Source organism: Streptomyces polyasparticus, from assembly GCF_014493765.1.
GTDB lineage: Bacteria > Actinomycetota > Actinomycetes > Streptomycetales > Streptomycetaceae > Streptomyces > Streptomyces polyasparticus.
This window is the reverse complement of the sequence record NZ_JACTVJ010000039.1, coordinates 1-21,446: the sequence shown is the minus strand read 5'-3', so window position 1 is coordinate 21,446 and position 21,446 is coordinate 1. Positions and strand designations below refer to the sequence as shown.

At 69.8% G+C, this 21,446-nt stretch carries 22 protein-coding genes; 16 read left to right on the top strand and 6 right to left on the bottom strand.

Features of this window, described 5'->3' with window-relative positions; genetic code table 11:
- Positions 1 to 31 precede the first annotated feature (31 nt).
- Positions 32 to 166 carry a hypothetical protein gene (locus tag H9Y04_RS47635; RefSeq protein WP_268980565.1) on the top strand — a complete coding sequence of 45 codons (135 nt, stop codon included), beginning with the start codon at positions 32 to 34 and terminating at the stop codon, positions 164 to 166.
- 105 nt (positions 167 to 271) lie between these two features.
- The gene (locus H9Y04_RS43460; RefSeq protein ID WP_308802036.1) at positions 272 to 1,981 is read left to right on the top strand and encodes an immunity 49 family protein; all 1,710 of its coding nucleotides are present in this window, start codon (positions 272 to 274) and stop codon (positions 1,979 to 1,981) included.
- A 206-nt stretch (positions 1,982 to 2,187) separates the two neighbouring features.
- Here H9Y04_RS43460 and H9Y04_RS43455 read toward each other — a convergent pair whose 3' ends face one another.
- Entirely contained in the window at positions 2,188 to 2,787 is a 600-nt protein-coding gene (locus H9Y04_RS43455; RefSeq protein WP_187819796.1) for a MucR family transcriptional regulator, read from the bottom strand.
- 449 nt (positions 2,788 to 3,236) lie between these two features.
- On the opposite strand from H9Y04_RS43455, the gene H9Y04_RS43450 reads away from it, so the two are divergent.
- The 13 genes from H9Y04_RS43450 to H9Y04_RS43390 all read left to right on the top strand — a co-directional run bounded on the left by H9Y04_RS43450 (position 3,237) and on the right by H9Y04_RS43390 (position 17,945).
- Positions 3,237 to 3,782 (top strand): PH domain-containing protein, encoded by a 546-nt coding sequence (locus H9Y04_RS43450; RefSeq protein WP_214662241.1) that lies wholly within the window; start codon positions 3,237 to 3,239, stop codon positions 3,780 to 3,782.
- A gap of 233 nt (positions 3,783 to 4,015) precedes the next feature.
- Complete coding sequence (locus H9Y04_RS43445; RefSeq protein ID WP_187819794.1) at positions 4,016 to 4,225, top strand: hypothetical protein; 210 nt, start codon at positions 4,016 to 4,018, stop codon at positions 4,223 to 4,225.
- A 622-nt stretch (positions 4,226 to 4,847) separates the two neighbouring features.
- The gene (locus H9Y04_RS43440) at positions 4,848 to 5,618 is read left to right on the top strand and encodes a hypothetical protein (protein WP_187819793.1); all 771 of its coding nucleotides are present in this window, start codon (positions 4,848 to 4,850) and stop codon (positions 5,616 to 5,618) included.
- A 393-nt stretch (positions 5,619 to 6,011) separates the two neighbouring features.
- Complete coding sequence (locus tag H9Y04_RS43435) at positions 6,012 to 6,353, top strand: pilin (RefSeq protein ID WP_187819792.1); 342 nt, start codon at positions 6,012 to 6,014, stop codon at positions 6,351 to 6,353.
- 263 nt (positions 6,354 to 6,616) lie between these two features.
- Positions 6,617 to 8,296, top strand: a complete 1,680-nt coding sequence (locus H9Y04_RS43430; protein ID WP_236072157.1) for a hypothetical protein — start codon at positions 6,617 to 6,619, stop codon at positions 8,294 to 8,296.
- An 18-nt stretch (positions 8,297 to 8,314) separates the two neighbouring features.
- Complete coding sequence (locus tag H9Y04_RS43425) at positions 8,315 to 9,262, top strand: PrgI family protein (protein WP_187819791.1); 948 nt, start codon at positions 8,315 to 8,317, stop codon at positions 9,260 to 9,262.
- The gene (locus H9Y04_RS43420; RefSeq protein WP_187819790.1) at positions 9,259 to 11,130 is read left to right on the top strand and encodes a VirB4 family type IV secretion system protein; all 1,872 of its coding nucleotides are present in this window, start codon (positions 9,259 to 9,261) and stop codon (positions 11,128 to 11,130) included. The genes H9Y04_RS43425 and H9Y04_RS43420 overlap by 4 nt, the downstream gene beginning before the upstream one ends.
- Entirely contained in the window at positions 11,127 to 13,514 is a 2,388-nt protein-coding gene (locus tag H9Y04_RS43415; protein WP_187819789.1) for a TraM recognition domain-containing protein, read from the top strand. The genes H9Y04_RS43420 and H9Y04_RS43415 overlap by 4 nt, the downstream gene beginning before the upstream one ends.
- Before the next feature lie 27 nt (positions 13,515 to 13,541).
- Entirely contained in the window at positions 13,542 to 14,537 is a 996-nt protein-coding gene (locus tag H9Y04_RS43410) for a replication-relaxation family protein (RefSeq protein ID WP_187819788.1), read from the top strand.
- Complete coding sequence (locus H9Y04_RS43405; protein ID WP_187819787.1) at positions 14,534 to 15,478, top strand: C40 family peptidase; 945 nt, start codon at positions 14,534 to 14,536, stop codon at positions 15,476 to 15,478. Before H9Y04_RS43410 ends, H9Y04_RS43405 begins: the two co-directional genes overlap by 4 nt.
- Positions 15,475 to 16,389, top strand: coding sequence for an extensin (locus H9Y04_RS43400; protein WP_187819786.1), 915 nt, complete (start codon positions 15,475 to 15,477; stop codon positions 16,387 to 16,389). Before H9Y04_RS43405 ends, H9Y04_RS43400 begins: the two co-directional genes overlap by 4 nt.
- Positions 16,390 to 16,656: 267 nt before the next feature.
- Positions 16,657 to 17,424 carry a hypothetical protein gene (locus H9Y04_RS43395; RefSeq protein ID WP_187819785.1) on the top strand — a complete coding sequence of 256 codons (768 nt, stop codon included), beginning with the start codon at positions 16,657 to 16,659 and terminating at the stop codon, positions 17,422 to 17,424.
- A 257-nt stretch (positions 17,425 to 17,681) separates the two neighbouring features.
- A complete protein-coding gene (locus tag H9Y04_RS43390; RefSeq protein WP_187819784.1) occupies positions 17,682 to 17,945 on the top strand; it encodes a hypothetical protein in 264 nt (87 codons plus the stop codon).
- 20 nt (positions 17,946 to 17,965) lie between these two features.
- On the opposite strand, the gene H9Y04_RS43385 is transcribed toward H9Y04_RS43390, so the two are convergent.
- Complete coding sequence (locus tag H9Y04_RS43385) at positions 17,966 to 18,175, bottom strand: hypothetical protein (RefSeq protein WP_187819783.1); 210 nt, start codon at positions 18,173 to 18,175, stop codon at positions 17,966 to 17,968.
- Between the two features lie 202 nt (positions 18,176 to 18,377).
- Between H9Y04_RS43385 and H9Y04_RS43380 the strand changes: the two genes are divergently transcribed.
- Positions 18,378 to 19,241 (top strand): hypothetical protein, encoded by an 864-nt coding sequence (locus tag H9Y04_RS43380; protein WP_187819782.1) that lies wholly within the window; start codon positions 18,378 to 18,380, stop codon positions 19,239 to 19,241.
- Positions 19,242 to 19,320: 79 nt separating this feature from the next.
- Here the strand turns inward: H9Y04_RS43380 and H9Y04_RS43375 are convergent, their stop codons facing one another.
- The 4 genes from H9Y04_RS43375 to H9Y04_RS43360 form a co-directional block, all read right to left on the bottom strand.
- Positions 19,321 to 19,755 (bottom strand): hypothetical protein, encoded by a 435-nt coding sequence (locus tag H9Y04_RS43375; protein ID WP_187819781.1) that lies wholly within the window; start codon positions 19,753 to 19,755, stop codon positions 19,321 to 19,323.
- Positions 19,756 to 20,167: 412 nt separating this feature from the next.
- Positions 20,168 to 20,497: an SH3 domain-containing protein gene (locus H9Y04_RS43370; protein ID WP_187819780.1), complete on the bottom strand. Its 330-nt coding sequence runs from the start codon at positions 20,495 to 20,497 to the stop codon at positions 20,168 to 20,170.
- A gap of 164 nt (positions 20,498 to 20,661) precedes the next feature.
- The gene (locus tag H9Y04_RS43365; RefSeq protein ID WP_187819779.1) at positions 20,662 to 21,063 is read right to left on the bottom strand and encodes a hypothetical protein; all 402 of its coding nucleotides are present in this window, start codon (positions 21,061 to 21,063) and stop codon (positions 20,662 to 20,664) included.
- A gap of 137 nt (positions 21,064 to 21,200) precedes the next feature.
- Positions 21,201 to 21,365, bottom strand: a complete 165-nt coding sequence (locus H9Y04_RS43360; protein ID WP_236072155.1) for a DUF317 domain-containing protein — start codon at positions 21,363 to 21,365, stop codon at positions 21,201 to 21,203.
- Between the last annotated feature and the right edge of the window lie 81 nt (positions 21,366 to 21,446).

Genomic DNA, 21,446 nt, shown 5'->3' with positions numbered 1-21,446 from the left:
AGCCGCGGCGTCCCCCGGTCACCGCGCCGACGTGAGTACGTGGCCCTTCCTGGTCGGCGCCCCGGTGTCGGTGACCGCGCTGTCTGTCTGGGAGGTGCGGCGGCTGCGTACGCATCACGCGGTGACGTTGCAGCGGACGCTCAACCGGGGGCCGGCCCGCGCTTAGGCTGCGACGCCTCCCGACTTCCACCTGCCCCTCGTACCCCTGCGCATGGTGGATCGATGCTGGTCATTAGGGTGGCAGCAGTCTGATGTACGGGGAGCAGCACAGGTGCGTATCGAACGGCACACCATAGGCGAGGCGACCGTTTCGGCGGTGCTCGACGACTTCACCAACCGGATCGGCCGGGAGGTGCACTCCATGTCGAAGGCCGGTCCGGTGGGCACGTACGAGTGGGGGATGATCGCGGAGGAGTTCGTCGGCTACCTCTGCGCTCAGTCCGCACGCGATCCTGCTCTGCGCTCGCCGGAGGCCAAGGCCGTGCTGCTTGATGCTGCCGAGGCCGCTGCCGGGAAGGTGTGCTACGCCGCGTACTACCCGTTCGAGTCCTTCCAGGTCCATCTCAACTACGTGAACTGGGGCCTGATTTACGAGCGGGAGGCCGGGGGTAAGCGTGTGTCGATCTCAGCCAGCGACTGGATCGAGTCGTTCTGTCTGAACGTGCTGGCCGGGCGTGCGGAGCGGCATGGTGAGGCGTTTCACTTCGCCCGTGAAGCGCCTCAGGAGGGTGCGGCCGGGCAGCCTGCGGTCGAGCTGATCAATGGGTTGATGGCGTACGTGCTCGGGGACACCGGGGACGAGATGCAGAGTTCCTCGCCGTCGCGTCAGGAGCGGCTGGCCGCGATCGAGGCTGCCCTCGGCCGGATCTCCGAACAGGAGCGGGCGGGCGGGGAGGGCCTGACGCAGCGACCGCAGAGCGTGGCACTGAGGGCGCTGAGGGCGCTCGCAGCAGGGGAACAGGCTGTGTTCGCCGAGGAGTTGGGCGTGCTCGTGACCGCGCATCACGACGCCGCTGTGCGCGGCGAGCGTCTTGAGGGCCTGTTGCCGCTGCTCCCGTTGACGCTGGCGGCGCTCGCGTATCGGCGGGAGGGCTGGCCGGTGCCGGTCGAGACCGACTACCTGCCGCACGCGCTGGTCTCCGGGTTCGAGACGCCGGGGCCGCGGGTCGGGCCGTACGGCCGTGATCGGCGGGCTGACGCGGCGGCCCAACTCGCCGCCGGAAGCGTCTCGCTCGACCGTCCCGGTGACCGCCACCCCATCCACCCGGACACCTTGGCCCACCTCAAGGAGGAGACCGCGCAGGCACTCGCCCTGAGCCAGGACGAGCCGGTGTCGGCCACCACATGGGCCGAGGCCATGCGCGATCAGGTGCTGTACTTCCAGTGGCGGGTCGGTGCTGATGGCGAAACTACCGACGAGCAGCTCGCGCACCTCTCCTTGGCCTCCCGATGTGGGGCGGCGGCCTTCCGCACGGCCCGCAGCGATGGCACGTACGACTCGTACTACCTGAGCGCCTTCAACTGGCTCACCGCCGTCAATCTGGCCCTGATCACCGGGGTCCGGAAGGATCTCGCCGCCCTGGTCACGATCGAACCCGAGCGGCTCTCCGACGGCTCGGCGTACCAGGCGCACTACCAGGCGGTGCACGACTACCTGCGCGGCGTCGATCCCGAGCTCGCCACCGACCGAGCTCTCGCGGACCTGGAGAAGATCGAACGGTGGGGCTTCTTCCCGCCGCCCACCACCTTGCTGTCCCAGCTCGTCGAAGGCGATGAGGAGAGCTTCAACCTGGCGCTCCTCGACGCGCTCGAAGCCCATCGCGACTACTACCTCGTGGCAGACCGCGCCACCGACCCGAACGCCGCTGTCAGCCTCCCCATCCTCGCGCTGGCCTGCCACGCGCGGCGAAGGGGCTGGAACATCCGCGTACGCAGTCCGTATCTCCCTGCGCGCATCCTGAACGCGGCCAAGCCTCTGTAGGGCGGACGGTCGGCGGGCGGCTGTCGGGCCAGTCCGGCCGCAGCCGCCTCCGGATACGCCGTCGGCTGACCCCGGCCTGTGGAGAGCAGCGCCTGGCCCCGCGCGAGTTGGCCGCCTCGTGCGGTAACCAGGAGGCTGCGGCGCTCGACGCGCGCCCGCACTGGCTGATGATCCTTCGGCACGGCGTCGTTGAGCGGCTGCGCCCATCACTCGGTCGTTTCGGCCCCCGCGGCGCGCGGTCGGGTGGATCCGTGGCGGCTGCGAAGGCGGGCGGCGGTCTGGTAGGGGACGCCGAGGAGGGAGGCGAAGGCGACGCCGGTCAAGTGGCGGGTGGCGTCGACAAGAGCGGCGGCGTCGGGGTGCCCGAGGGTGCGGGCTAGTGCGTCGTCGGCCGCGAGGGCCCGTTCACGGGCAAGGCGTCCAACGGCTTCACCGTTCGCGTGCAGTACGGCTTGGGCGCCAGGGCGGCGGGCGCTTTCACCGCGGGCGGCCTTGGCGCGCTCGCGGGTCGCGTCGTCGGGGATGCGGTGTTGGCGTCGGAACGGACTGGATTCGTCTGCCCACCGCTGTCTCCCGTACGCGCGGCGGGTCTCGGCCAGGTCGGCGGACTGGAGCCTATGGGAGACTGCCAGGCCGTGCCGCGAACGGTACTCGTCGGCGCTGATCTTGTGCTTGTTGGCGGTGTGTCCGCCCAGGCCGCGGTACCAGCCGCCGCATTCCAGGCACTGCAGCAGTCCGTCCTTCTCCGGCTGCACACCCGGCTCGACCGATGGCGGCCCGTCGTCAGCGGGACGGGACAGTGCCAAGCCTGGGACAACACGGGTGGCAAGGTGGTCAGTCACGTAAGCGATCACTGGCGTGGGTATGCCGAGGGTGCGGTCTTCGCAGCCTGCGTAGTGAGCTCGGCGGGAGTCTGTCTTGGCGCTGGGCTCGCCTACACGGGAGCCAAGCATTTCGCGAACTATCGCGACGGAAACTTCAAGGGCGGCGACCTGGCAAGGGACTTGGCATGGACGGTGGGAGGTGGCTTCCTAGGCCGCGGACTTGCAGGCAGTTGGGGTGGGAGCGCCATCACTCGTGGACCTTCCGGCCCGCGTCCACCGCTGTGGCGCGGCGCGACAAGGCCGCCAGCCCCGAAGGGCGCGATAAATTGGAGCATCACAGGACGTGACATGGCCACCAATTCAGGGCTGGCGTTTGGCACATGCAGTGCAGGATCGCTAGGAGCACCTACGTGCTGACAGGACGGAAGCGAGTGGCGCGAGAAATAGGCCGTCGCGAATCCAGCAAGATCACCCTGCAACGGCGCAGCGGTCCCATCCTTGGCGTAATCGGTGTTGGCTCCATGTTCGTCATGCTTGGGCTCATGCCCGCGTCCATGTCAAAGAACTCGAGCATGGACACCTTGGTACTGGCTGTGGTCCTCGCGTCCTTCGCTCGCCTCATCTGGCGCGCGCTGGGCCGACCGCGGGTGGCGATCCACAAGTCCGCGCTGCAAGTAATCGGGCTCTTCGACCGCTATTGGATTCCGTTGGAGTGCATCCGCGGCGTCGACACCAGCCACGGACTACGCATTCGAATCCATGGGGGCGATGATGTTCCGGTGTTCGCGTTCTCGAATTCGCTCATCGATCGCGGGGGAACAGTGGAAGCCGCCGCCGCAGAAATCCGAAAGGCGCTAGCTAAGCAGAGCGGCGGCCAGGGCGACCGCGTTCGGCGACAGGTTGACTGGACGTGGTGGGATCTGGCTGTGATTCCGCTCCCGCTTGTCCTGCTTGCCGGTGTTCTCGGCCTGATCTAGCGTACGGATTCGCCGGAAGCAGTATCGGATCATGGAGGCTGCACGGCAGTCTTCACAAGAATGCGGCCTCAGGTCTGCACTCCTAGGCGAGGCAGACCTGAGGCCGCTTCGATTCTGTGGCGCTGACTTATCCTCTTCAGGGGCAGCACGACCGACTATCGAGACCTGCTGTCATGTCGGGAGGGGTGAACAGGCGGAGCTGCACTTGCGCCATCGAAAGGAATATCAGGCCCATGCATTTGAAGGACGAGCTGGTCGAACTCCTTGGCTACGCGGATAAGAGCTCAGGAATCACCTTGTCGGCCCTGATAGGAGAATTCGCCGGACCCTACAGCGTGCGGCAGGTCCGTGCGGCGCTGGATGAGATCGGCGCCCACAGCGTCATCATCCGGCAGGTCTATGAGCAGGCCCGCTCCCGCATCGCCTACCGACTACCCGGCTGACCAGCGATGCATAGCGGCCTACGGGATGAATCTGGTCCTCAGCGAGATGCATGAGCGCCGACACACCCCATTGCGATGAGCCCGTAACGAGCCAGCCAGCCCAGATGCAGCACCTCTCCGGGTGCATGGGCAGCGACGCTTCAGCCTCCCGCCCCCGTCAAGACCATGAACAGCCGGTGCCACACGGCCGCGGCAGCCCGCGTCAGAGAACAATCAGCACGTGACCGGCCAACTAAAAGACTCAGTCACAGAGCTGACGGGAACCGGGCATCGATAGGTCGCCGTACGTGGTTGCGCGCCCGTGCCGATGACCGGCCTCCGCGAGCCATGACCGAACCACGGTCGAGCCACGACCGAGCCATCAAGATCGTGCAGCGGGGTGGGCGACACCTCGCCAGAGTCCTCTTCAAGATTCTTCAGCAAGTTGGCCGCGCCGCCGAAGTTGGTCGCGTCATCGCTGGTCAGGGCGGATTCTGCCACGGCGGAAGGGGCATCGCGGTCCGCCTGTTGCACGGTGGTGGCTCGCTCATGGCGCGGTCATGGCTCTGCTGTGGCGCGGTGGTGGCACGGTGGCCTGCGGTGATGGCGGTGTTCCAGTCGACCGCTCGCTCAAGGAGCCGACATGCACCACCGTCACCGCAGCACTCCTCACCCGCAGGCCGCTTCCTCGCCGCTGGAGGTGCTGGACGACGCGTTCCTCGCGTTGGCCCGCGCACCGCACCCGCTGACGCTGCCCGCCCAGCTCGTGTGCACGCAGCCGTCCGTCGATGACCTGCCCGTGGATCAAGTCCGTGCCCGTCTCGTGCACCCCAGCACGCCTCCCGGGAAGCGTCTCGAGGTGTGGCGCGAGGTCATCCGCCGTTCGCACACGCTCGGCGATCCGTGGACGACCGTCGCGCTCGCCATGGCCGTTCCGGCACTGCGCAGGCAACTCGCCCGGCTGCCGCGTCCGTTGCCGATCGAGCGAGCCGAGGCCGAGCAGGAGGCTCTGGCCGCACTGGTCACCCTGCTGCAGACGCTGCCCGTAGATCACCCGGAGCTGGACTGGGCGCTGCTGCGGGCCGCCGACCGGGCGGTGCACCGAGTCGTGTACGCGGCCCGGCGGCGGATCGCGCACGAGACCCCGGACGCCGGACTCCGAGTGGGGCGACTGCACGGCACGCGCAGCGCTGACCGTTCCGGTAGTGAGCACGAGGTTCTCGTACGGGCGGTGCGGGCCCGTGTGGTCGATATCGGGGAGGCGCAGTTGATCGCGCGCAGTCGGCTGCACGGGGTGCACATGCGGCAGCTCGCCGCTGAACGCGGCCTCAGCCTGGCCCAGTTGTACCGGCACCGCGGCGCCGCCGAGCAACGCCTCGCCGAGCATCTGCAGGCTCAGGACGACGGAGTGTAGCCCGCGGGCATTTTCCGCGCACGCGAGAAATCCGGCGTCGGGTTTCTCCATATGAGGCAGGAACCGGACCGCGCTCTCGTGGCCAACGGGAGCGCGGTCCGGGTCGGGACGGGCCTGCCAGTGTGCGGGCTTGGTCTTGACCCGGCTGGTGCGGGTGGGTTTGCCGTCTGGTGCTGACACCCCGGAAACCCTTGCCCGCCTCGTGAAGGAGGACGGCGCCTGGGAAGGCCCGCTCACCCGCGCCCGTCGGATTCCCCTCCTGTCTCTTCCCTCCTCTTCCTCTCCGCGTTCCGTTGCGTCGAGCGTGCGCCTGATGGAGGTGCGTGTGCCATGCGAGTCGTGCTCCGTCGGCCCCGTCGACGTCATCACCTTCCGTCACAGCGGTGGAGGCGGATGCTCGGGCCGCTGCGGTGGTCAGCCCGGTTTCTGGTCGTCGCCGCGGTGGCCGCCGTCGTACTGGTGGCGGATTCGCCGCTGTCATGGGCGGCCGCGGACATCCCCACGGTGATCGCGAATCTACGGAACTGGATCGTGGGACTTCTGGCCGGGCTCGCCACGCTGTTCCTCACCTTCGGCGGGCTGCGCTATCTGATGGCCGGCGGTGATCCGGGCGAAGTCGAGGCCGCGAAGCGGGCGTTGAAGGCCGCCGCGATCGGCTATGGGCTGGCGATCCTGGCGCCTGTGCTCGTCACCGTGTTGCAGGGCATCGTCGGCGAGGGCGGTGGCGGCGAATGAGCCGCGTCCGGCGTCTCGTACGTCTGCTGCCGTTGCTGTTTCTGCTGGCCACGTCCGCCGCTGTGGTCTCGGCCGTGGTGCTGCCGGTCGCGTACGCGGTGGCGGCACCTTCGGCGCCTGCTGATCCTGACCCCCCGGAGCCGAATCCGCAGCCAGGCCCGCCCGTTGAGACGCCAGGCCCAGACCAGCCTGATCCTGAGCCTTCGCCCAGCCGTCCTGATCCGGATGATCGGCCGCGTCCGAGCGAGCCGTCGCCGGGTGAGATGCCGCGCGCCTGTCAGGCCGACGGCGACGACAGTGACTGTGACGACAGCGGCGGCTTCGGCTTCGGAGCGCTCTTCGACATCCCAGGCATGATCGTGAAGGCGATCACGGTGTTCCTGGGCCAGCTCATCGAGCAGGTCATGAAGCCGATCCGGGAGCTCCTCGCCGACACCCTGCTGTCCACTCCGGACGTCACCGAGCAGCAGCCCATCCGTGCCTTGTGGACGAGCATGCTGGGGATCACGGCCGGGATCTACGTGCTGTTCGTGACCGCGGGCGGGGTCACCGTCATGGGCTACGAGACGGTGCAGTCCCGGTACGCGCTGAAGCAGATCGCACCGCGTCTGCTGATCGGGATGATCGCAGCCGCCCTGTCCCTGACGGTGATGGGGAAGGCGATCGGTCTGGCGAACGCCCTCTCCCACGCGGTCATGGGCACCGATCTCAGCGATGCCGGGCAGGGGCTGGTCGAGCGCATGATCCCGGCCGTGCTGTTCGGGCTCGCCGGGCTGAAGCTGTACGCACTGCTGCTGGCGATCGTCATGATCGTGCTGATCCTGGCGGTGCTCGTCGGATACATCGTGCGCATCGCCGTGATCGCACTGCTCGCCGTCTCCGCGCCGCTCGCCCTGTCCTGCCACGCACACCCCGCGACCGAGGGTGTGGCGCGGATGTGGTGGCGGGCGCTGGCCGGGTGTCTGACGATCCAGGTCGCGCAGTCGATAACGTTCATCGTCGCGCTGAAGCTCTTCTTCGCACCCGGTGCGACGTTCCTGGGGTTCCCGAAGCCCTCGCAGTTGGGAACCTTGCTGGCCGGGGTGGCCCTGTTCTGGATCCTGTTCAAGATTCCGGGCTGGTGTCTGCGCTCGGTGTTCCGGTCCTCGTCGAGCATGTTCGGGCCGCTGGGCATGGTGCAGACCGCGGTCAAGTGGCGACTGATGAACCGTGTGTTGTCCGCGATCCCCGGCATGGGCCGCGGAGGCCACGGCGGCGGCGCTATGGGCTCTGGTGCCGGTTCGGGTGGGGGCGGTGGACCTCGCGGTGGTGGGGGTCGCGGCGGCGGAGGCGGTCGGCGGCCCGGTGGAGGGTTGGCCCGCTGGGTGCTGTCCGGGTCCAAGCTCGGGCCTGCCGGAGCGGTCGCCCGAGCGGTGAGTGCGACCGGCCGCCGTCGACACGGAACTACCAACTCGGCCGGAGCAGCAGGGACATCAGCACGCCCGGGGGCCGCTCCCGCCTCAGCCGCCGGCCAGGCACCGTCCGCAGTTGCAGGCTCCGGCACCCCGGCAGCGAGCCGCCGGCGTGCAGCGTCGCGACCGACACAGGCCCGTCCATCAACCGGAGCGCCCGGCATGCGGGTGCCGTCCGGGCCACGGTCGGTGATCCATCCGGCCTCAGCGCGCCGCGCTCAGCAGCTCGCCCTGCCTATCAAGGTCCCCAAGGCCACGGCGACGTCACGAACGACGCCTCGCCCGGTGCAGACCCGCCTGCCGATCCCTGCTGAACGACGCCCCCGCCCCACCGCGGCCGGAACACCTGCCGCACGACCGCAGCCCACAGCTCGTACGGCATCGGCCATGCGGGGACGGCAGTTGGCCCTGCCCGTCCCGGCCACCCGCGTGCGGGTGCGCCCGCCCCGTCCAGTGCAGCTGCGTCTGCCGCTGGAACCACCCCGCCTCTGAGGAGCAAGGAAGCCCGCCATGAACTCCACCCACAGTGACACCGACATCATCGATAGCGTCCGTATCCCTGCTGACGTCTCCAGGGATGATCAGGTTCTGGGCCAGCTCACGGCCCGCCAGGTCGCCATGCTCGCGACGGCCGCGGCGGTGCTGTACGGCGGGTACTGGGCCAGCCGCCCGTTCATGGCACCCCTCGCGTACCTGGTGATGATCCTGCCCATCGCCGGAGCGGTAACCGTCGTCGCGGTGGGGCGGCGTGAAGGGATCGGCCTGGACCGCTTCCTGCTCGCCGCCGTACGCCACACGCGCACCCCCAGGCGGCGAGTGCACGCTCCAGAGGGTGTGCCGCCGCTGCCCGATCTGATCAGTCCTGGGCTGGTCAAGGCGGCCGGTGCGCCGCCCGTGGCGATGCGTCTGCCCTGTGCGGGCATCACGGCGGCTGGGGTGCTGGACCTGCGCCGTGACGGACAGGCAGCGCTGGCCACCTGTACGAGCGTGAACTTCGACCTGCGCTCGGCGGCCGAGCAGCAGGGGCTGATCGCCGCATTCGCACGATGGCTGAACTCGCTGACCGGACCGACGCAGTTGCTCGTACGGTGCCACCGCATCGACCTGGCGCCGCTCGCCGACCGGCTCCAGCACGAGGCACCCGCCCTGCCCCACCCGGCCCTGGAGGCGGCGGCTCGCGCGCACGCCGACTTCCTGGCGCAACTCGCCGGCAGCGGAGACCTCTTGGGGCGGCAGATCGTCCTGGTGGCCCGCGAGGAGCAACACCTGGCCGGCACCCGGGGCGGCGCGGGTTCCGGGCGGGCCGTGCAGCGGCTGTCCGAGGCGGCCCGCGCCCTGGCCCCCGCGGAGATCGCCGTCACCCCGCTCGACGTCACCGGCGCGGCTGACCTTGTGGCGTCCGCCTGCAACCCCGAAGCCCCGCCCGCGCCCGGCCCGTTCGCAGGAGATCTCTCATGATCCGCCGCCGCACACCTACCGCCACGGACGCGACGCTCGACGCCGGCCAACTGCTGGAAGTGACGGGCCCGGAGGCCGTCGAAGTCCACGCCCGCACCCTCGCCATCGGCGGACATCTGGCGTCCACGCTCGTGGTCACCGGATATCCGGCCGAGGTCACCCCGGGCTGGCTCGCACCGCTCCTGAACTTCCCCGGCCACCTCGACATCGCCCTGCACATCGACCCCATCCCCAACGCCGTTGCCGCGGCCGGGCTCAAGAAGCAGCGCGCCCGCCTCGAATCCGGGCGGCGCACCGGCTATGACAAGGGACGCCTGGACGAGCCGGAGTTGGAGGCCGCCGCGGCCGACGCGGCGGATCTGGCGTACCGGATCGCGCGCGGCGAGGGGAAGCTGTTCCGTGTCGCGCTGTATCTGACCGTGCACGCCGCCGACCCGGACGTGCTCGCCGAGCAGGTCGCCGCCGTGCGCGCGGTCGCCGAGTCGCTGCTCGTGTCGGTGGCTCCGACCACGTACCGGGCGCTGCCAGGCTGGCTCGCCACCCTCCCCTTCGGGATCGACACCCTCAAGATCCGCCGGACCTTCGATACCGCCGCGCTCGCTGCCTGCTTCCCGTTCACCAGCCCCGATCTCCCGGTCCCCGTCGACGAGAGCGGGTCACCGACGGGGGTGCTGTACGGGCTGAACGCCGCCTCCGGCGTGCCGGTGCTGTGGGACCGGTTCGCGCAGGACAACTACAACTCCATCACCTTGGCCCGTTCCGGAGCCGGCAAGTCGTACGGCACGAAACTCGAGCTGCTGCGGCTGCTGTTCACCGGGGTGACCGCTTCCGTCATCGACCCCGAGGACGAGTACGTACGTCTCGCCGAGACCGTCGGCGGGCAGGTCATCGCGCTCGGCGCGGACGGCGTCCGCGTCAACCCCTTCGACCTTCCTCAGCCGGTCGGCGGCGAGGACGTACTCACCCGCAGGGTGCTGTTCCTGCACACCTTCCTCGCCGTCCTCCTCGGCACGGACCTCACCCCCGCCCACAAGGCCGTCCTCGACCGGGCACTGCTCGAAACCTACGCACGGGCCGGCATCACCACCGACCCGCGCACCTGGCGCCGCACCCCGCCCCACCTCGCCCACCTGGCCGAGGTCCTGGCAGAGGACGGCGGTGAGACCGCGACCGAGTTGGCCGACCGGCTCGCTCCGTACGTCTCCGGCTCGCACGCCGCGCAGTTCAACGGACCGTCCAGCTTCAGCACGTCGGGGCATCTGGTGGTGTTCGCGCTGCGTCAGCTGCCCGAGGAGGTCAGGGCCCCGGCCATGCTGCTCGCCCTGGATGCGATCTGGCGCCAGGTCACACACCGTCCTGAACCCGGGAAGCACCTGGTGGTCGTCGACGAGGCGTGGCTGCTGATGCGCGAAGGCGCCGGCGCGCGGTTCTTGTTCCGGATGGCCAAGGCCGCCCGTAAGCACTGGACCGGCCTCGCGGTGATCACTCAGGACGCCGACGACGTCCTCGCCTCGCCGCTCGGCCGCGCGATCGTCTCCAACGCGGCCACCCAGGTCTTGCTGCGGCAGGCGCCGCAGGCCATCGACCAGATCACCGAGACCTTCCATCTCAGCGCGGGCGAGCGGGAGTTCCTGCTGTCCGCGGCGCGCGGTGAAGCGCTCCTGCTCACCGGGGACGTACAGCGGCGGAAGGTCGCCTTCGCGAGCGTCGCCGCTCCCGATGAGCATGCCGTGATCACCACCGACCCGGAGTTCCTCGCTGCTCTTCGGGAATCCGAGGCGAACTCCGCCACGGCCGCCGCTGATCCGGATGACCTCTACGCCGACCCCGAATCGGACGGCGACGACGAGGCGGGGTGGGAGATGTGAGCACCCAGCTGTGGGCCGCGGGCCCGCTGGTCGACTTCCTCCTCCATCCCGAGACGTTCTGGAAGGCCACGCTCGGGTGCGCGGTGGGCTGGTGCGCGGCGCACGCGCCGCTCCTCGTGTCGTCCGTTCTGCTCACAGCGTCAGTCCTGCATGTGACTCGCCATCAGCTGCGTGCCGCAGGCCACGCGAAGCTCGTCGACGGAGCCCGCTGCGTGGAGATCCTCGCCCCACCGTCCGTGGCTCCCAAGGGAGGCGAGGTGCTGTGGGCGCAGCTGGCCGGCATCGCGCGCCCGTGGTGGAAACGGATCTGGTCGGGCCAGCCACACCTCGGCTTCGAGTACGCCTGGAGTCACACCGGGCTCACCATCCGGCTGTGGCTGCCCGGCCGCGTACCGACTGCGTTCGTACGTCGTGCCGTGGAGGCCGCCTGGCCTGGTGCGCACACCCGCCTCACCGAGCCCAGCCCGCCCGTCGCCCCCGCGCACACGGTGTCGGCGGGCCGCCTGCGCCCGGCTCGGCCCGAGGCCCTGCCGCTGCGCACCGATCACCCGGCCGACCCGATCCGCGCTCTGCTGCAGGCCGCCACCGGCATGCGCGATGGCGAGACCGCTTGCGTACAGATCCTGGCCCGCCCCGCCACCGGTCTGTCCCTGCGCCGCGCCCGGCATGCCGCGCGCCGCCTCAAAGCGGGCCAGAGCAACGGCCGCCTGCCGTCGCTCGGCGCGCTGCTCGCGCACCGTCCCCAACCCTCGGCGACCGGGAAGCAGGATCCCGAACACAACGCAGCCGTACGACAGTCAGCGGTCAAGCTCGCCGGTCCGCAATGGCAGGCTGGCATCGTCTATACCGCCACCTGCGCCCCGGACCACAAGGACGCGGACAAGCTGGTGCGTGGCCGCGCCCACGCCCTGGCTTCGGCGTTCGGCCTCTACGCCGACCGCAACTGGCTCGCCCGCGCTCGCCTGCGTCATCCCGAGGCCCGGGTGAACGGCCGCTGCTTCCCGCCTCGTTCGGCCCTGCTGTCGGTCCCGGAGCTCGCCGCCCTCGCTCACCTGCCGCTCGACGCCGATGCGCCCGGCCTGCAACGGGCTGGGGCCCGCTCTGTCCTCCCACCGCCCTCCGTTCCCGAGCCCGTATCCGGAGGCGGCGTCAAACCGCTGGGCCGCAGCGACCTCGGCGCCCGCCGCCCGGTGGGCGTCGCCGTTCCCGATGCCCGGCAGCATCTGCACGTCATGGGCGCCACCGGCTGCGGCAAGTCGACGCTGCTCGCCCAGCTCGCCCTCGATGACGCACGCCACCACCGCGGCGTCGTCGTCATCGACCCCAAAGGCGACCTCGTCACCGATCTGCTCGACCGACTCCCGGACACCTGCGCCGACCGGCTCGTCCTGATCGACCCCGACGACACCTACACACCGCCCTGCCTCAACGTGCTGGACGGCACGGACATCGACGTCGTCGTGGACAACATCACCGGCATCTTCCGCCGCATCTTCTCCGCCTTCTGGGGCCCGCGCACCGACGACGTCATGCGCGCCGCCTGCCTCACCCTCCTCAAACACCAGCAGCGCACCGGCCAGTTAGTGACCCTCGCCGACGTGCCCCGCCTCCTCGGCGAGCACGCCTTCAGGCTACGCCTGGTGCCCGCGCTCAAGGACCCGGTGCTGCGCGGCTTCTGGGCCTGGTACGAGTCGATGTCCGAGCCGTCCCGCGCCGTCGTCATCGGCCCAGTTATGAACAAGCTGCGTGCCTTCCTGCTGCGCGACTTCGCCCGCCGCGCGATCTCCGCCGGCCCCTCCACCTTCGACCTCGCCCAGGTCCTCGACGGCGGCATCCTCCTCGCCCGCCTCCCCAAAGGGGCGCTCGGCGAGGAGACCGCACGCCTCCTCGGCTCGTTCATCGTCGCCGGCGTGTGGCAGGCCGCGGCCGCACGCGCCCACACCCCGGAGCACCAGCGCATCGACGCCTCGCTCTACGTCGACGAGGCGCACAACTTCCTGTCCCTGCCGTACCCGCTGGAGGACATGCTCGCCGAGGCCCGCGGCTACCGGCTCTCCATGGCCCTCGCGCACCAGAACCTCGCCCAGCTTCCCCGTGACCTGCGCGAGGGCATCTCCGCCAACGCCCGTAACAAGGTCTACTTCAACGCCTCCCCGGAGGACGCGAACACTCTGGAGCGGCACACACTCCCCACCCTCGCCGCGCACGACCTCGCGCACCTGGGTCCGTTCCAGGCCGCCGCCCGCCTGCTGGCGTCCGGCGCGGAAACGGCCGCGTTCACGTTCACCACCCGGCCCCTGCCGCCCGCCGTGCCGGGCCGCGCCGCGGACCTACGCACCGCAGCCGCCCGCTTCGGCCACCACACCCGTCGCGTCCAGCCGTAACCGCCCTCCCCTTGGTGGTGACATGACATGCCTGCACTTCCACGCCCCTCCAACGGCCCCGGCTCCCGCTACACCGCCCGCGCCGCCACCACCCGTTCCCGTCCCGCCTCTGCCGGACGACGTACGGACATCGTCGCGCTCACCGGCCGTCTGACCGTCCGCGATCTGTGGCTCATCCGCATGCTGCACGAACACCGCGTCCTGACCGCCACCCATATCGCCCACCTCGCCTTCACCGGCCTGCGCTCGGCCCAACGCCGTCTGCGCACGCTGCACCAGCTCGGCGTAGTGGACTCCTTCCGCCCGCTCCACCAGACCGGCTCCGCCCCCGAGCACTACACCCTCGGGCCCGCCGGCGCGGCTCTGCTCGCCGCGCACGCCGGCCTCGATGTGGCGGTCACCGGCTGGCGCCCCACCTCCACCGGCCGCATCGCCTACTCGCCCTCGCTGGGGCACGACCTCGGCGTCAACGACTTCCTCGTCCGCCTCACCGCTCGCACCCACACCGCCCCCAGCGCGGGCGTGCAGGTATGGCTGTCCGAGCAGTCCTGCGCGCGGCGCTGGGGCGACATCATTCGCCCCGACGCGTATGCCCACTGGTGCGAGGGCGACCGAGTCCTGCCGTTCTTCCTCGAGTACGACACCGGCAGCCAGACCCTCGCCCGCGTCGAAGCCAAACTCGCCGGCTACGCCGCCTTCACCACCACAACCGGCACCCGCCCCGCGCTCCTCCTGCTCACCCGCACCCAATCGCGCGACCTCGCCCTACGGCGCCGACTGGCGAACACCGCCCACGAGTTGAACCTGCATATCGCCACCTCGTCACTCGACTTCACCACCGACACCCCGTGGGCCCGCTGGTGGACCCCCCTCGCCCCGGGAGCCCATCGCAGCACGCTCACCGAACTCGCCGGCGTCTGGCCTGACCTCACCGAGGCGACCGGCCTGGAGGTGACCGACGCCGACACCGTCCTCACCCTGCCCGTCCCGCCCCTTCCCCCGTCGCCTGCGAGCGGGCCATGAGTGCGCTCGCCAAGACCGCGGGCGCGGTCGGCTGCACGCTCGTTGCACTGCCCCTGCTCGCCGCCTTGATCGTCGCCGCATTCCTCGGCTCGCTCACCCCCGGAGGGGGCAGTTCATCGGATACGCCGAGCAAGCACGCCCTCGCCGACATCCCCCGCTACTACCTCGCGCTCTACCAGCGCGCGGCACCCGAATGCCCCGGCCTGTCGTGGACCATCCTGGCGGCGATCGGCAAGGTCGAAACGGATCACGCACGGCATCCGACCATGGTGTCCTCGGCGGGAGCAGTGGGACCTATGCAATTTCTCCCGACTACCTTTCGGGCGTACGCGTACCCCGTCCCACCAGGGGGAAAGCGTCCGCCGACACCCTGGGACCCGGTCGACGCGGTCTATGCCGCCGCCCGTCTCCTCTGCTCCAATGGAGCCAAGAACGGCAAAAACCTCAAAAAGGCTATCTGGCACTACAATCATGCAGATTGGTACGTACGCAAAGTCCTCAAGCAGGCGGCCGCCTACGCATCTGCCTCTCCGGCCCCAAGTGGCGCCGCTGCCAAGGCAGTAGCCTTCGCCCGCGCCCAACTCGGCACCCCGTACGTATGGGGCGGGGACGGACCACGTGAGGGCGGTTTCGACTGCTCGGGCCTGACCCAGGCTGCCTATCGCTCCGCCGGTGTCAGCATTCCCCGCGTCGCCCAGGCCCAGTACGACCACGGACCGCACCTGCGCCGCGGTACCCCACCGGCCGCAGGAGACTTGCTGTTCTTCGGCAGCAGCCCGCGCAACATCACTCACGTCGGGATCTACGCAGGCCAGGGACGCATGATCGACGCGCCCCGGCCAGGCGCACACGTCAGGGAACGCACCGTCGACCTCTCATCGCGGCCGGATTTCCGCGGCGCCACCAGGCCCTCCGCCGCCCAGAAGAAGGCGGGGCGATGAACAGCCGGCCCACGCCGGAGGAGGCGCGCCGGTTCCTGCTCATCTTGACCCGCGCGCTGTCCGCGGTGGCAGTGCTGGCACTGGTGTCGACGGCGATCAATGTGACGCTCTTCGCGGTCAGTCGGGGCGTGCCGTGGCCGATCGCCGGCCTCCTGGACCCGATGCTGGCCCTGGGGCTGGTAGTGGCGCTCTATGGCGAGGCCCGGCTTGCCGCCTGGGGTGTACGCCCGTCCGGCTGGTCGACCGCGTTGCGCTGGTTCACCGGCACCGTGGCGACCTTGATGAACGTGTGGCCCTCGCTGTGGCCGACCGGCCGGATCGGCTGGCCCGCCGACGCCGATCTGGCGGGTGTGGTCCTGCACGCCACACCAACGCTGCTGCTCGTCCTCGTCACGGAGACGATCGCCGCGTATCGCCGAGCCGCTGCGCCGCTCCTCCAGGCGAGCGGCCAATCCGAACCGGCCGATCCGCTCGCGTCTACCGATCCGCTCCCTGACCAACTGACCGCGCCCGGCGCCGCTCCAGCCGCAGGCTCGTTGCCCGTACGCCATCACGCCTCGATCAGCGATCGGCCGGATGCAGCCGCTGAATCGACCCCAGAATCTGGGCTGTTCACGCCCGCGCCACCGACACCCGACACAGTCTTGCGCCAGCTGGGGCCCGTCGCGGCCGACAGCGCGCCGAACATGGCCCCATCGGCCCCCGTGGGCCAGGGCGTTGCGCAGCGCCCGCCAGTGGGCGACGTGTGGGAGCGGGCTCTCGCCCTGGACGCATCCGTACGGTCAGCGACCGGCAGATCGGTGAGCGTATGGCGACTGCGCCGCGATCTGCACATCGGCCCCGACCGCGCCCGCCAGCTCCACGACCAGCTCCTCACCCACCACGCCGCCAATCGCCCCGTGCGCTCCTGACCAGCACCGACCGCTCTCTTCACGCCGCGCGGATCCGATCGGACGACCCGCTTGACAGACCCAACGTTAGAGAGCGTCGATGGTCGCCAAGCGGCCGATCGGCCCGGGCCACGCATCGGTGAACCCACGCGTCGGCAGGCCGCGTTCGGCCGGGAATCCTGCGCTGCGCACGCACCCGCCCGAACACCCGCGACCGGCGTGATCGTCGGCCGCACCCCGGCCGGGGACCTCAACATCCCTCTCCACAACCAGAGATCGAGGTTTCCCATGTCCCACACCGACAACAACGAGCCCGACCGCACCGTACGGGCCCTGCGCGCCGTCCCCGACCCGCAGCCGCTCACCGGCCTCACTGGCATCCCGGCCGCGATCTACACCGAACTCGCGGCCGTCACCGGCGCGGCCACCACCGCCGAACTCGCCCTGGCCGCCGGCATCAGCCGCTCCGCAACCGGCAAGGCCCTGGTCACTCTGGAAGAGCACGGCCTGGCGGTCCGCACCCGTGGTGGCCACGAAGGTGCCCGCCGCGTTCCTGACCGTTGGCGGCCCGCACCCGCCCCGGCCGACGAACCGGGAACGACCGCTGATCGCGCAGACGAGGGTGACGATGTGCCGACCGGTGCGGAACTCGAACCCGAGCCCGCCATCGGCCCGTCGGCTCAGGGCGACACCACCGTGCCCCCGTCAGCCGAATCCACCTTCACCAACAGCACGCCCGCAGACCCGGACAGCGGAGTCGCCGACACGAGCGCACCCGGCGCTCCGGACTCCGGCAGCCCACAGGCGTCCCCGGAGGCGGAGGTAGCGGGTGAAAAGAAGCGGCTCGCCCCTGGGGCTCTTCGGCAGCTGGTCATCGACCACCTGACCGCCCACCCCACCGAGGCGTTCACTGCCACCCGGCTCAGCCGCGTCATCGGTAAGTCCTCGGGCGCCATCGCGAATTCGCTGGTCACGCTGACAGGACAGGGGATGGCCGAGCAGGTCTCCGATCGGCCCCGTACGTACCGGCTGGCTGCCGCTGTGAAGCAGGGCTGAGCAGGCACCGCCGGACCGGGCCGGTTCCCAACTGAGGGCCGGCCCGGTCCGGCCGCACCGCCAATCTGCGAAGGTCGGCCACCGCCCTGCTCGTCCGCGGGCGGCGCATCTATCGTGGTGTCAGCACTCTTACGACCAGCACGCCGTACCGATGAATCGGAGTCACCATCCACCCGGCTGACGCCAACCCCGACCTCACTCATCTCCATGCTGAGGCGGCCCGACACGGGATCTCCGCCCCCGCGATCGAGCATGTGATGGCGGTGATCGCTGCCGTACAGCGGCGTGACCGCGCGGACTATCGGGCCAACGTCGGTGGCGAGTTGACCCTGGACGCCTGGATCACCGAGTACGGCGAGTCGGGCATCAGGGAACTGTGCTCCTTCGCCGCTCGGCAGGCCGGACTGGGCGAGCACGCCGGCGACCTGGTCCAGCGCATCATCGGCGACACCGTTCTGCGCACCACAGCGGAGGCCGAGAGGCGCAATGTCGCCGAAGGCTGGAACCTGTACCGACCGTGAGCCCGATGCCGACGAGGAAGTCATTGCTTGTCGGCGAGCACCCGGAACGCGGCTGGATCGTGGACGGCCCGTACGGTGACGAGACCGCCACGGTTCTCGAGGACGCAGGCGTCGTGTAAGACCCCACGTTCGAAACCCACCGTGTCCCCGAGGGCGTGGACCCCGTGGCCCTGCGGCACCGGGCTGCGCCCGCCCTGCAGCGCCTCGACCAGGACTTCAGCATCATCCATTCCCAAGTCAGCTGCACGCACAGCTGGCCAGCCCCCCGTAGCCCTCAGTCCTGTTCGGCGCCACGGTCACCATGCGGCAGGTGAATTCCCCTCGCCGCATCTACCCCCTGGTGTAGTGGCGGGACACCACTCCTCCAACTCACGCCTGGATCATCCGCTTCCTCCCCTCGTCAACGGGGCCTCACGTCCGTACGCTGCCGCCGTGACGATCACCGAATCGAACGACTCCAGTGCCGAGTACTACGTCTACCTCTACAGGGACCCGGAAACCCGGGAGGTCCGATACATAGGAAAAGGCGTCCGCAACCGGGTGGAGAAGCATCGTGACGGCTCGCACAATCCTGAGTTTGCTGAGTGGATTGAGCGCCTCCACAAGCGACGCATGGCTCCGATCGTGGAGCTCTTCCCGTGCGACGACGAGCAGCAGTCGTTCGCGGTCGAAGCCGCACTGATCTCAACTTTCTGGAGCAACCCGGCCGAACGCAACGGTTCCGGGATCTTCAACCGGGTACATGGCCATCGCCGCCACTTCGCCCCGCTCGGTCTACCGGCCGCGCTCGCCAAGTCCGCGTACAAGCCGCCGCTTACGCGCGATGACATTGCGGAACTCGGCGGTGCGCTGGTCGTCCTCATCAGCACTGCCGACTTCAACAACGAGTTCGACCAGCGTCCAGGGGCGATGCCTCGGCTGCATCTGCCGGACAAGGAGGTCTACGAGCGCATCGTCGGCTGGTGGCAGATCCACCGGTACATCAAGTCCTGGCAGGCCGGCGAGGGCACGCCTCCCGGACTCATCATCGGCGTCACCGGCCCGATCAGCCGCCGCTGGGTCTGGGGCTCGGTACGCGTACCCAAGTCGGCCTGGGCCAAGGCCGAGCTGGAGAGTGGTGGTCTATGCCGTGTTCCGGCGTCGACGAAGACTGTCAACGCGGCTCACCTGCGCGGACGGCTGATCGATGCGTACGACTTCGGCCCTCTCCGCGACTCCGGCGATCGACGTTTCGGCAGTGTGCGTGCCCACCAGTTCGACCTCGTGGAGCCGGCGTCGGGGCCCCTCACCATCTGATCCTCTGCATGCGGTGAGCCGTCAGGAGGTGCATGGCGAAGCCATCGGCATCCTGCTGCAGTCCGCTGTTCTCCACGCGTCACAACGGTTGTTGACCACCCGATGGGAGGGGCGGTGGCGGCAGGTGCACGGTGGTCACCGACCGCGCCCGGGTGCGCTCGGCGGCATCCGCGACGAGCTCGATGCGTCGCTGGAGCGGCAACTCGTCCAGTGTCCTCAAGCGGCTCAGTAATCTGCTGTCCGTCATGCGCGCCGGGTGTTCAAGGTCCGCGTACGACAGGAGCAGTCGCGCGGCTTCTCGTACGGCCCAGACGCCCGGTCGAGGCTGAGGGTCCGCGAGCGATGTGTCCGCGAGGCCGGCTTCCTGCGCGAGGAGCGCTTCGAGGCCGGGGACATCGCCCTGACTGGTGCCGCTGTCCGCGCAGGCTCGCAGTTGGGTGCGCGCCCCGACCAGGACTTTGTGCACCGCCGCGCGATACGGGCTGTGAACGGTCTCCGGCAGTTTCATGGCCATCAACCACCTCCCCCTCGTCCGCCCTGTTACCGGCCCACACCCTGACGGTTCCCCCGTCCCGCAACGGTCGGGTGCCTCGTCGTGAGCCGCATGTATCGGTGGCCTACCCGCGTGTTCCACAACGGACCTTCAACGGCACTTGGTTCAGCACACCGAGTGACCCCGCTCATGTCTCGCATCGGCGATCAGTCCACGGCCTGATCGCCCAACGTGAAACTTCGCTCCCCGCGCGCTGCCCACTGCAGGAGGTCAGCACTCTCGACCCGTTCCGCCACTGGAGGAGCTGATCGCCCGAGCGGTCGGCCTCGACAGCACCTCCTTCTTGGACACCGTGGCGCGCGTGCGTTCGCCAAGGACGCGGTGCACTACTCCGCGGTACGCTCGGGAGACCGCGCCGTCGTTCGTGGCACGGTCAGGTGCGGGTGAGGTTTTCGGTGCCGAGGGAGACGAGGTCGGCTCTGATGTAGCCGGCGAGCGCTCGGCTGGTGAAGGTGCCCTTGATCCAGCGGCCATTCGCCGGTCCGTGGACGTGGCAGATGTCGCCGAAGTGGACGACCCCGAGTGCGGTGGCGCTCGTGCGCGGCTTGTCCCGTACGACGGCCGAGTCGACGATGACGGTGCAGGTGGTCCCGCGTACGGCCGTGTGAGAGGCGGGCGCGGGCTGCGGTTCAGCGGCGACCGGCGCCGCGGCCAGGGTCAGCCAGGAGGCGGCGGCCAGCAGGACTATCGAGCGACGGGACACGGCGCCCGCCCCCTTTCCAGAAGTGTGATGGGCCAAGCGGCGTCGGCTTGTTGATGTTGTTGGGCTACCCGGGCCCTTCTTGGAGGGATCTGCCTGCCGAGTGAGTTCAGCACTTCGGGTGAGCCCTCTGATCAGCAGCTGTTCGCGGGGAGGGCTGCCTTGGGCTATGCACCGTCGCGTACGAGGTCGAGATATACGGCGAGCAGCCGCACCAGGGCGGTGTCGGTCGACTCGCAGCGTTGCAGGGCGTGTTCCAAGTCGTGCGCCGTCTGCAGGACGCCTGGGTCACGGATGGGAGCCTCGGTGTCGTGGATGCGTGATCGGCGTTCGCGCAGGAGAGTTCCGGCCTGTCGGGCGTCGCGGTAGGCGTCATCGAGTTCGGCCGCGGTGCGTAGCAGGGCGCTGACCAGGCGGTGTGCGCGGTCGCCGGGAGGGTGCCGGGCGGCGAGCTCTGTGTGCGGGTCAGCGCAGTCGAGGTGGTCGACGAGCAGACGGGTGCCCGGTGCTGGGACATGCTGCTCGGCCGCCACCATGGCCGGGTCGGGCAGTGCGGGGCGGCGTTCCATCGTTGCGTCCTGGGCTGGTTGAGATGGGGCCGATGCGGCCGGGGCAGGAGCGGCGCTGGCGGGATGAGGGCCCGCGCCGCGCCGCGTGGGCGGCCAATCGTCGCGGGCCCTCAACCCCGTGGTGGCGGATGCCGGGTTCACGGGTGGGTAATGGTGGTGCCGGGCGGCGCGGGCACCGGTCGGGGTACGGGAGCGGGGTCGCTGAGCGCCTCACACAGGGCGTGGATGAGGTGGGTGGGGGTGTTCGGGTGCGCGACTGCAAGCCATCCGGTGGTGGTGTCGGGTGCGCGGCGTGCGGCCATGAGCGGGTCTGTACGGTCAACGGTGGATCTTCGAGCAGGAAGTAACACCTGATGACAGACGTGACCGTGTCGGCTGAGGCC

Excerpts from the sequence above, each read along its gene's own strand:
- H9Y04_RS43375 (WP_187819781.1), bottom strand. The coding sequence starts at position 19,755 with ATGGCCATGAAACTGCCGGAGACCGTTCACAGCCCGTATCGCGCGGCG.
- H9Y04_RS43400 (WP_187819786.1), top strand. The coding sequence starts at position 15,475 with ATGAACAGCCGGCCCACGCCGGAGGAGGCGCGCCGGTTCCTGCTCATC.
- H9Y04_RS43425 (WP_187819791.1), top strand. The coding sequence starts at position 8,315 with ATGAACTCCACCCACAGTGACACCGACATCATCGATAGCGTCCGTATC.
- H9Y04_RS43420 (WP_187819790.1), top strand. The coding sequence starts at position 9,259 with ATGATCCGCCGCCGCACACCTACCGCCACGGACGCGACGCTCGACGCC.
- H9Y04_RS43445 (WP_187819794.1), top strand. The coding sequence starts at position 4,016 with ATGCATTTGAAGGACGAGCTGGTCGAACTCCTTGGCTACGCGGATAAG.
- H9Y04_RS43390 (WP_187819784.1), top strand. The coding sequence starts at position 17,682 with ATGGCGGTGATCGCTGCCGTACAGCGGCGTGACCGCGCGGACTATCGG.
- H9Y04_RS43430 (WP_236072157.1), top strand. The coding sequence starts at position 6,617 with ATGCCGCGCGCCTGTCAGGCCGACGGCGACGACAGTGACTGTGACGAC.
- H9Y04_RS43360 (WP_236072155.1), bottom strand. The coding sequence starts at position 21,365 with ATGGCCGCACGCCGCGCACCCGACACCACCACCGGATGGCTTGCAGTC.
- H9Y04_RS43395 (WP_187819785.1), top strand. The coding sequence starts at position 16,657 with ATGTCCCACACCGACAACAACGAGCCCGACCGCACCGTACGGGCCCTG.
- H9Y04_RS43435 (WP_187819792.1), top strand. The coding sequence starts at position 6,012 with ATGCTCGGGCCGCTGCGGTGGTCAGCCCGGTTTCTGGTCGTCGCCGCG.
- H9Y04_RS43385 (WP_187819783.1), bottom strand. The coding sequence starts at position 18,175 with ATGGATGATGCTGAAGTCCTGGTCGAGGCGCTGCAGGGCGGGCGCAGC.
- H9Y04_RS43410 (WP_187819788.1), top strand. The coding sequence starts at position 13,542 with ATGCCTGCACTTCCACGCCCCTCCAACGGCCCCGGCTCCCGCTACACC.
- H9Y04_RS43365 (WP_187819779.1), bottom strand. The coding sequence starts at position 21,063 with ATGGAACGCCGCCCCGCACTGCCCGACCCGGCCATGGTGGCGGCCGAG.
- H9Y04_RS43405 (WP_187819787.1), top strand. The coding sequence starts at position 14,534 with ATGAGTGCGCTCGCCAAGACCGCGGGCGCGGTCGGCTGCACGCTCGTT.
- H9Y04_RS43440 (WP_187819793.1), top strand. The coding sequence starts at position 4,848 with ATGCACCACCGTCACCGCAGCACTCCTCACCCGCAGGCCGCTTCCTCG.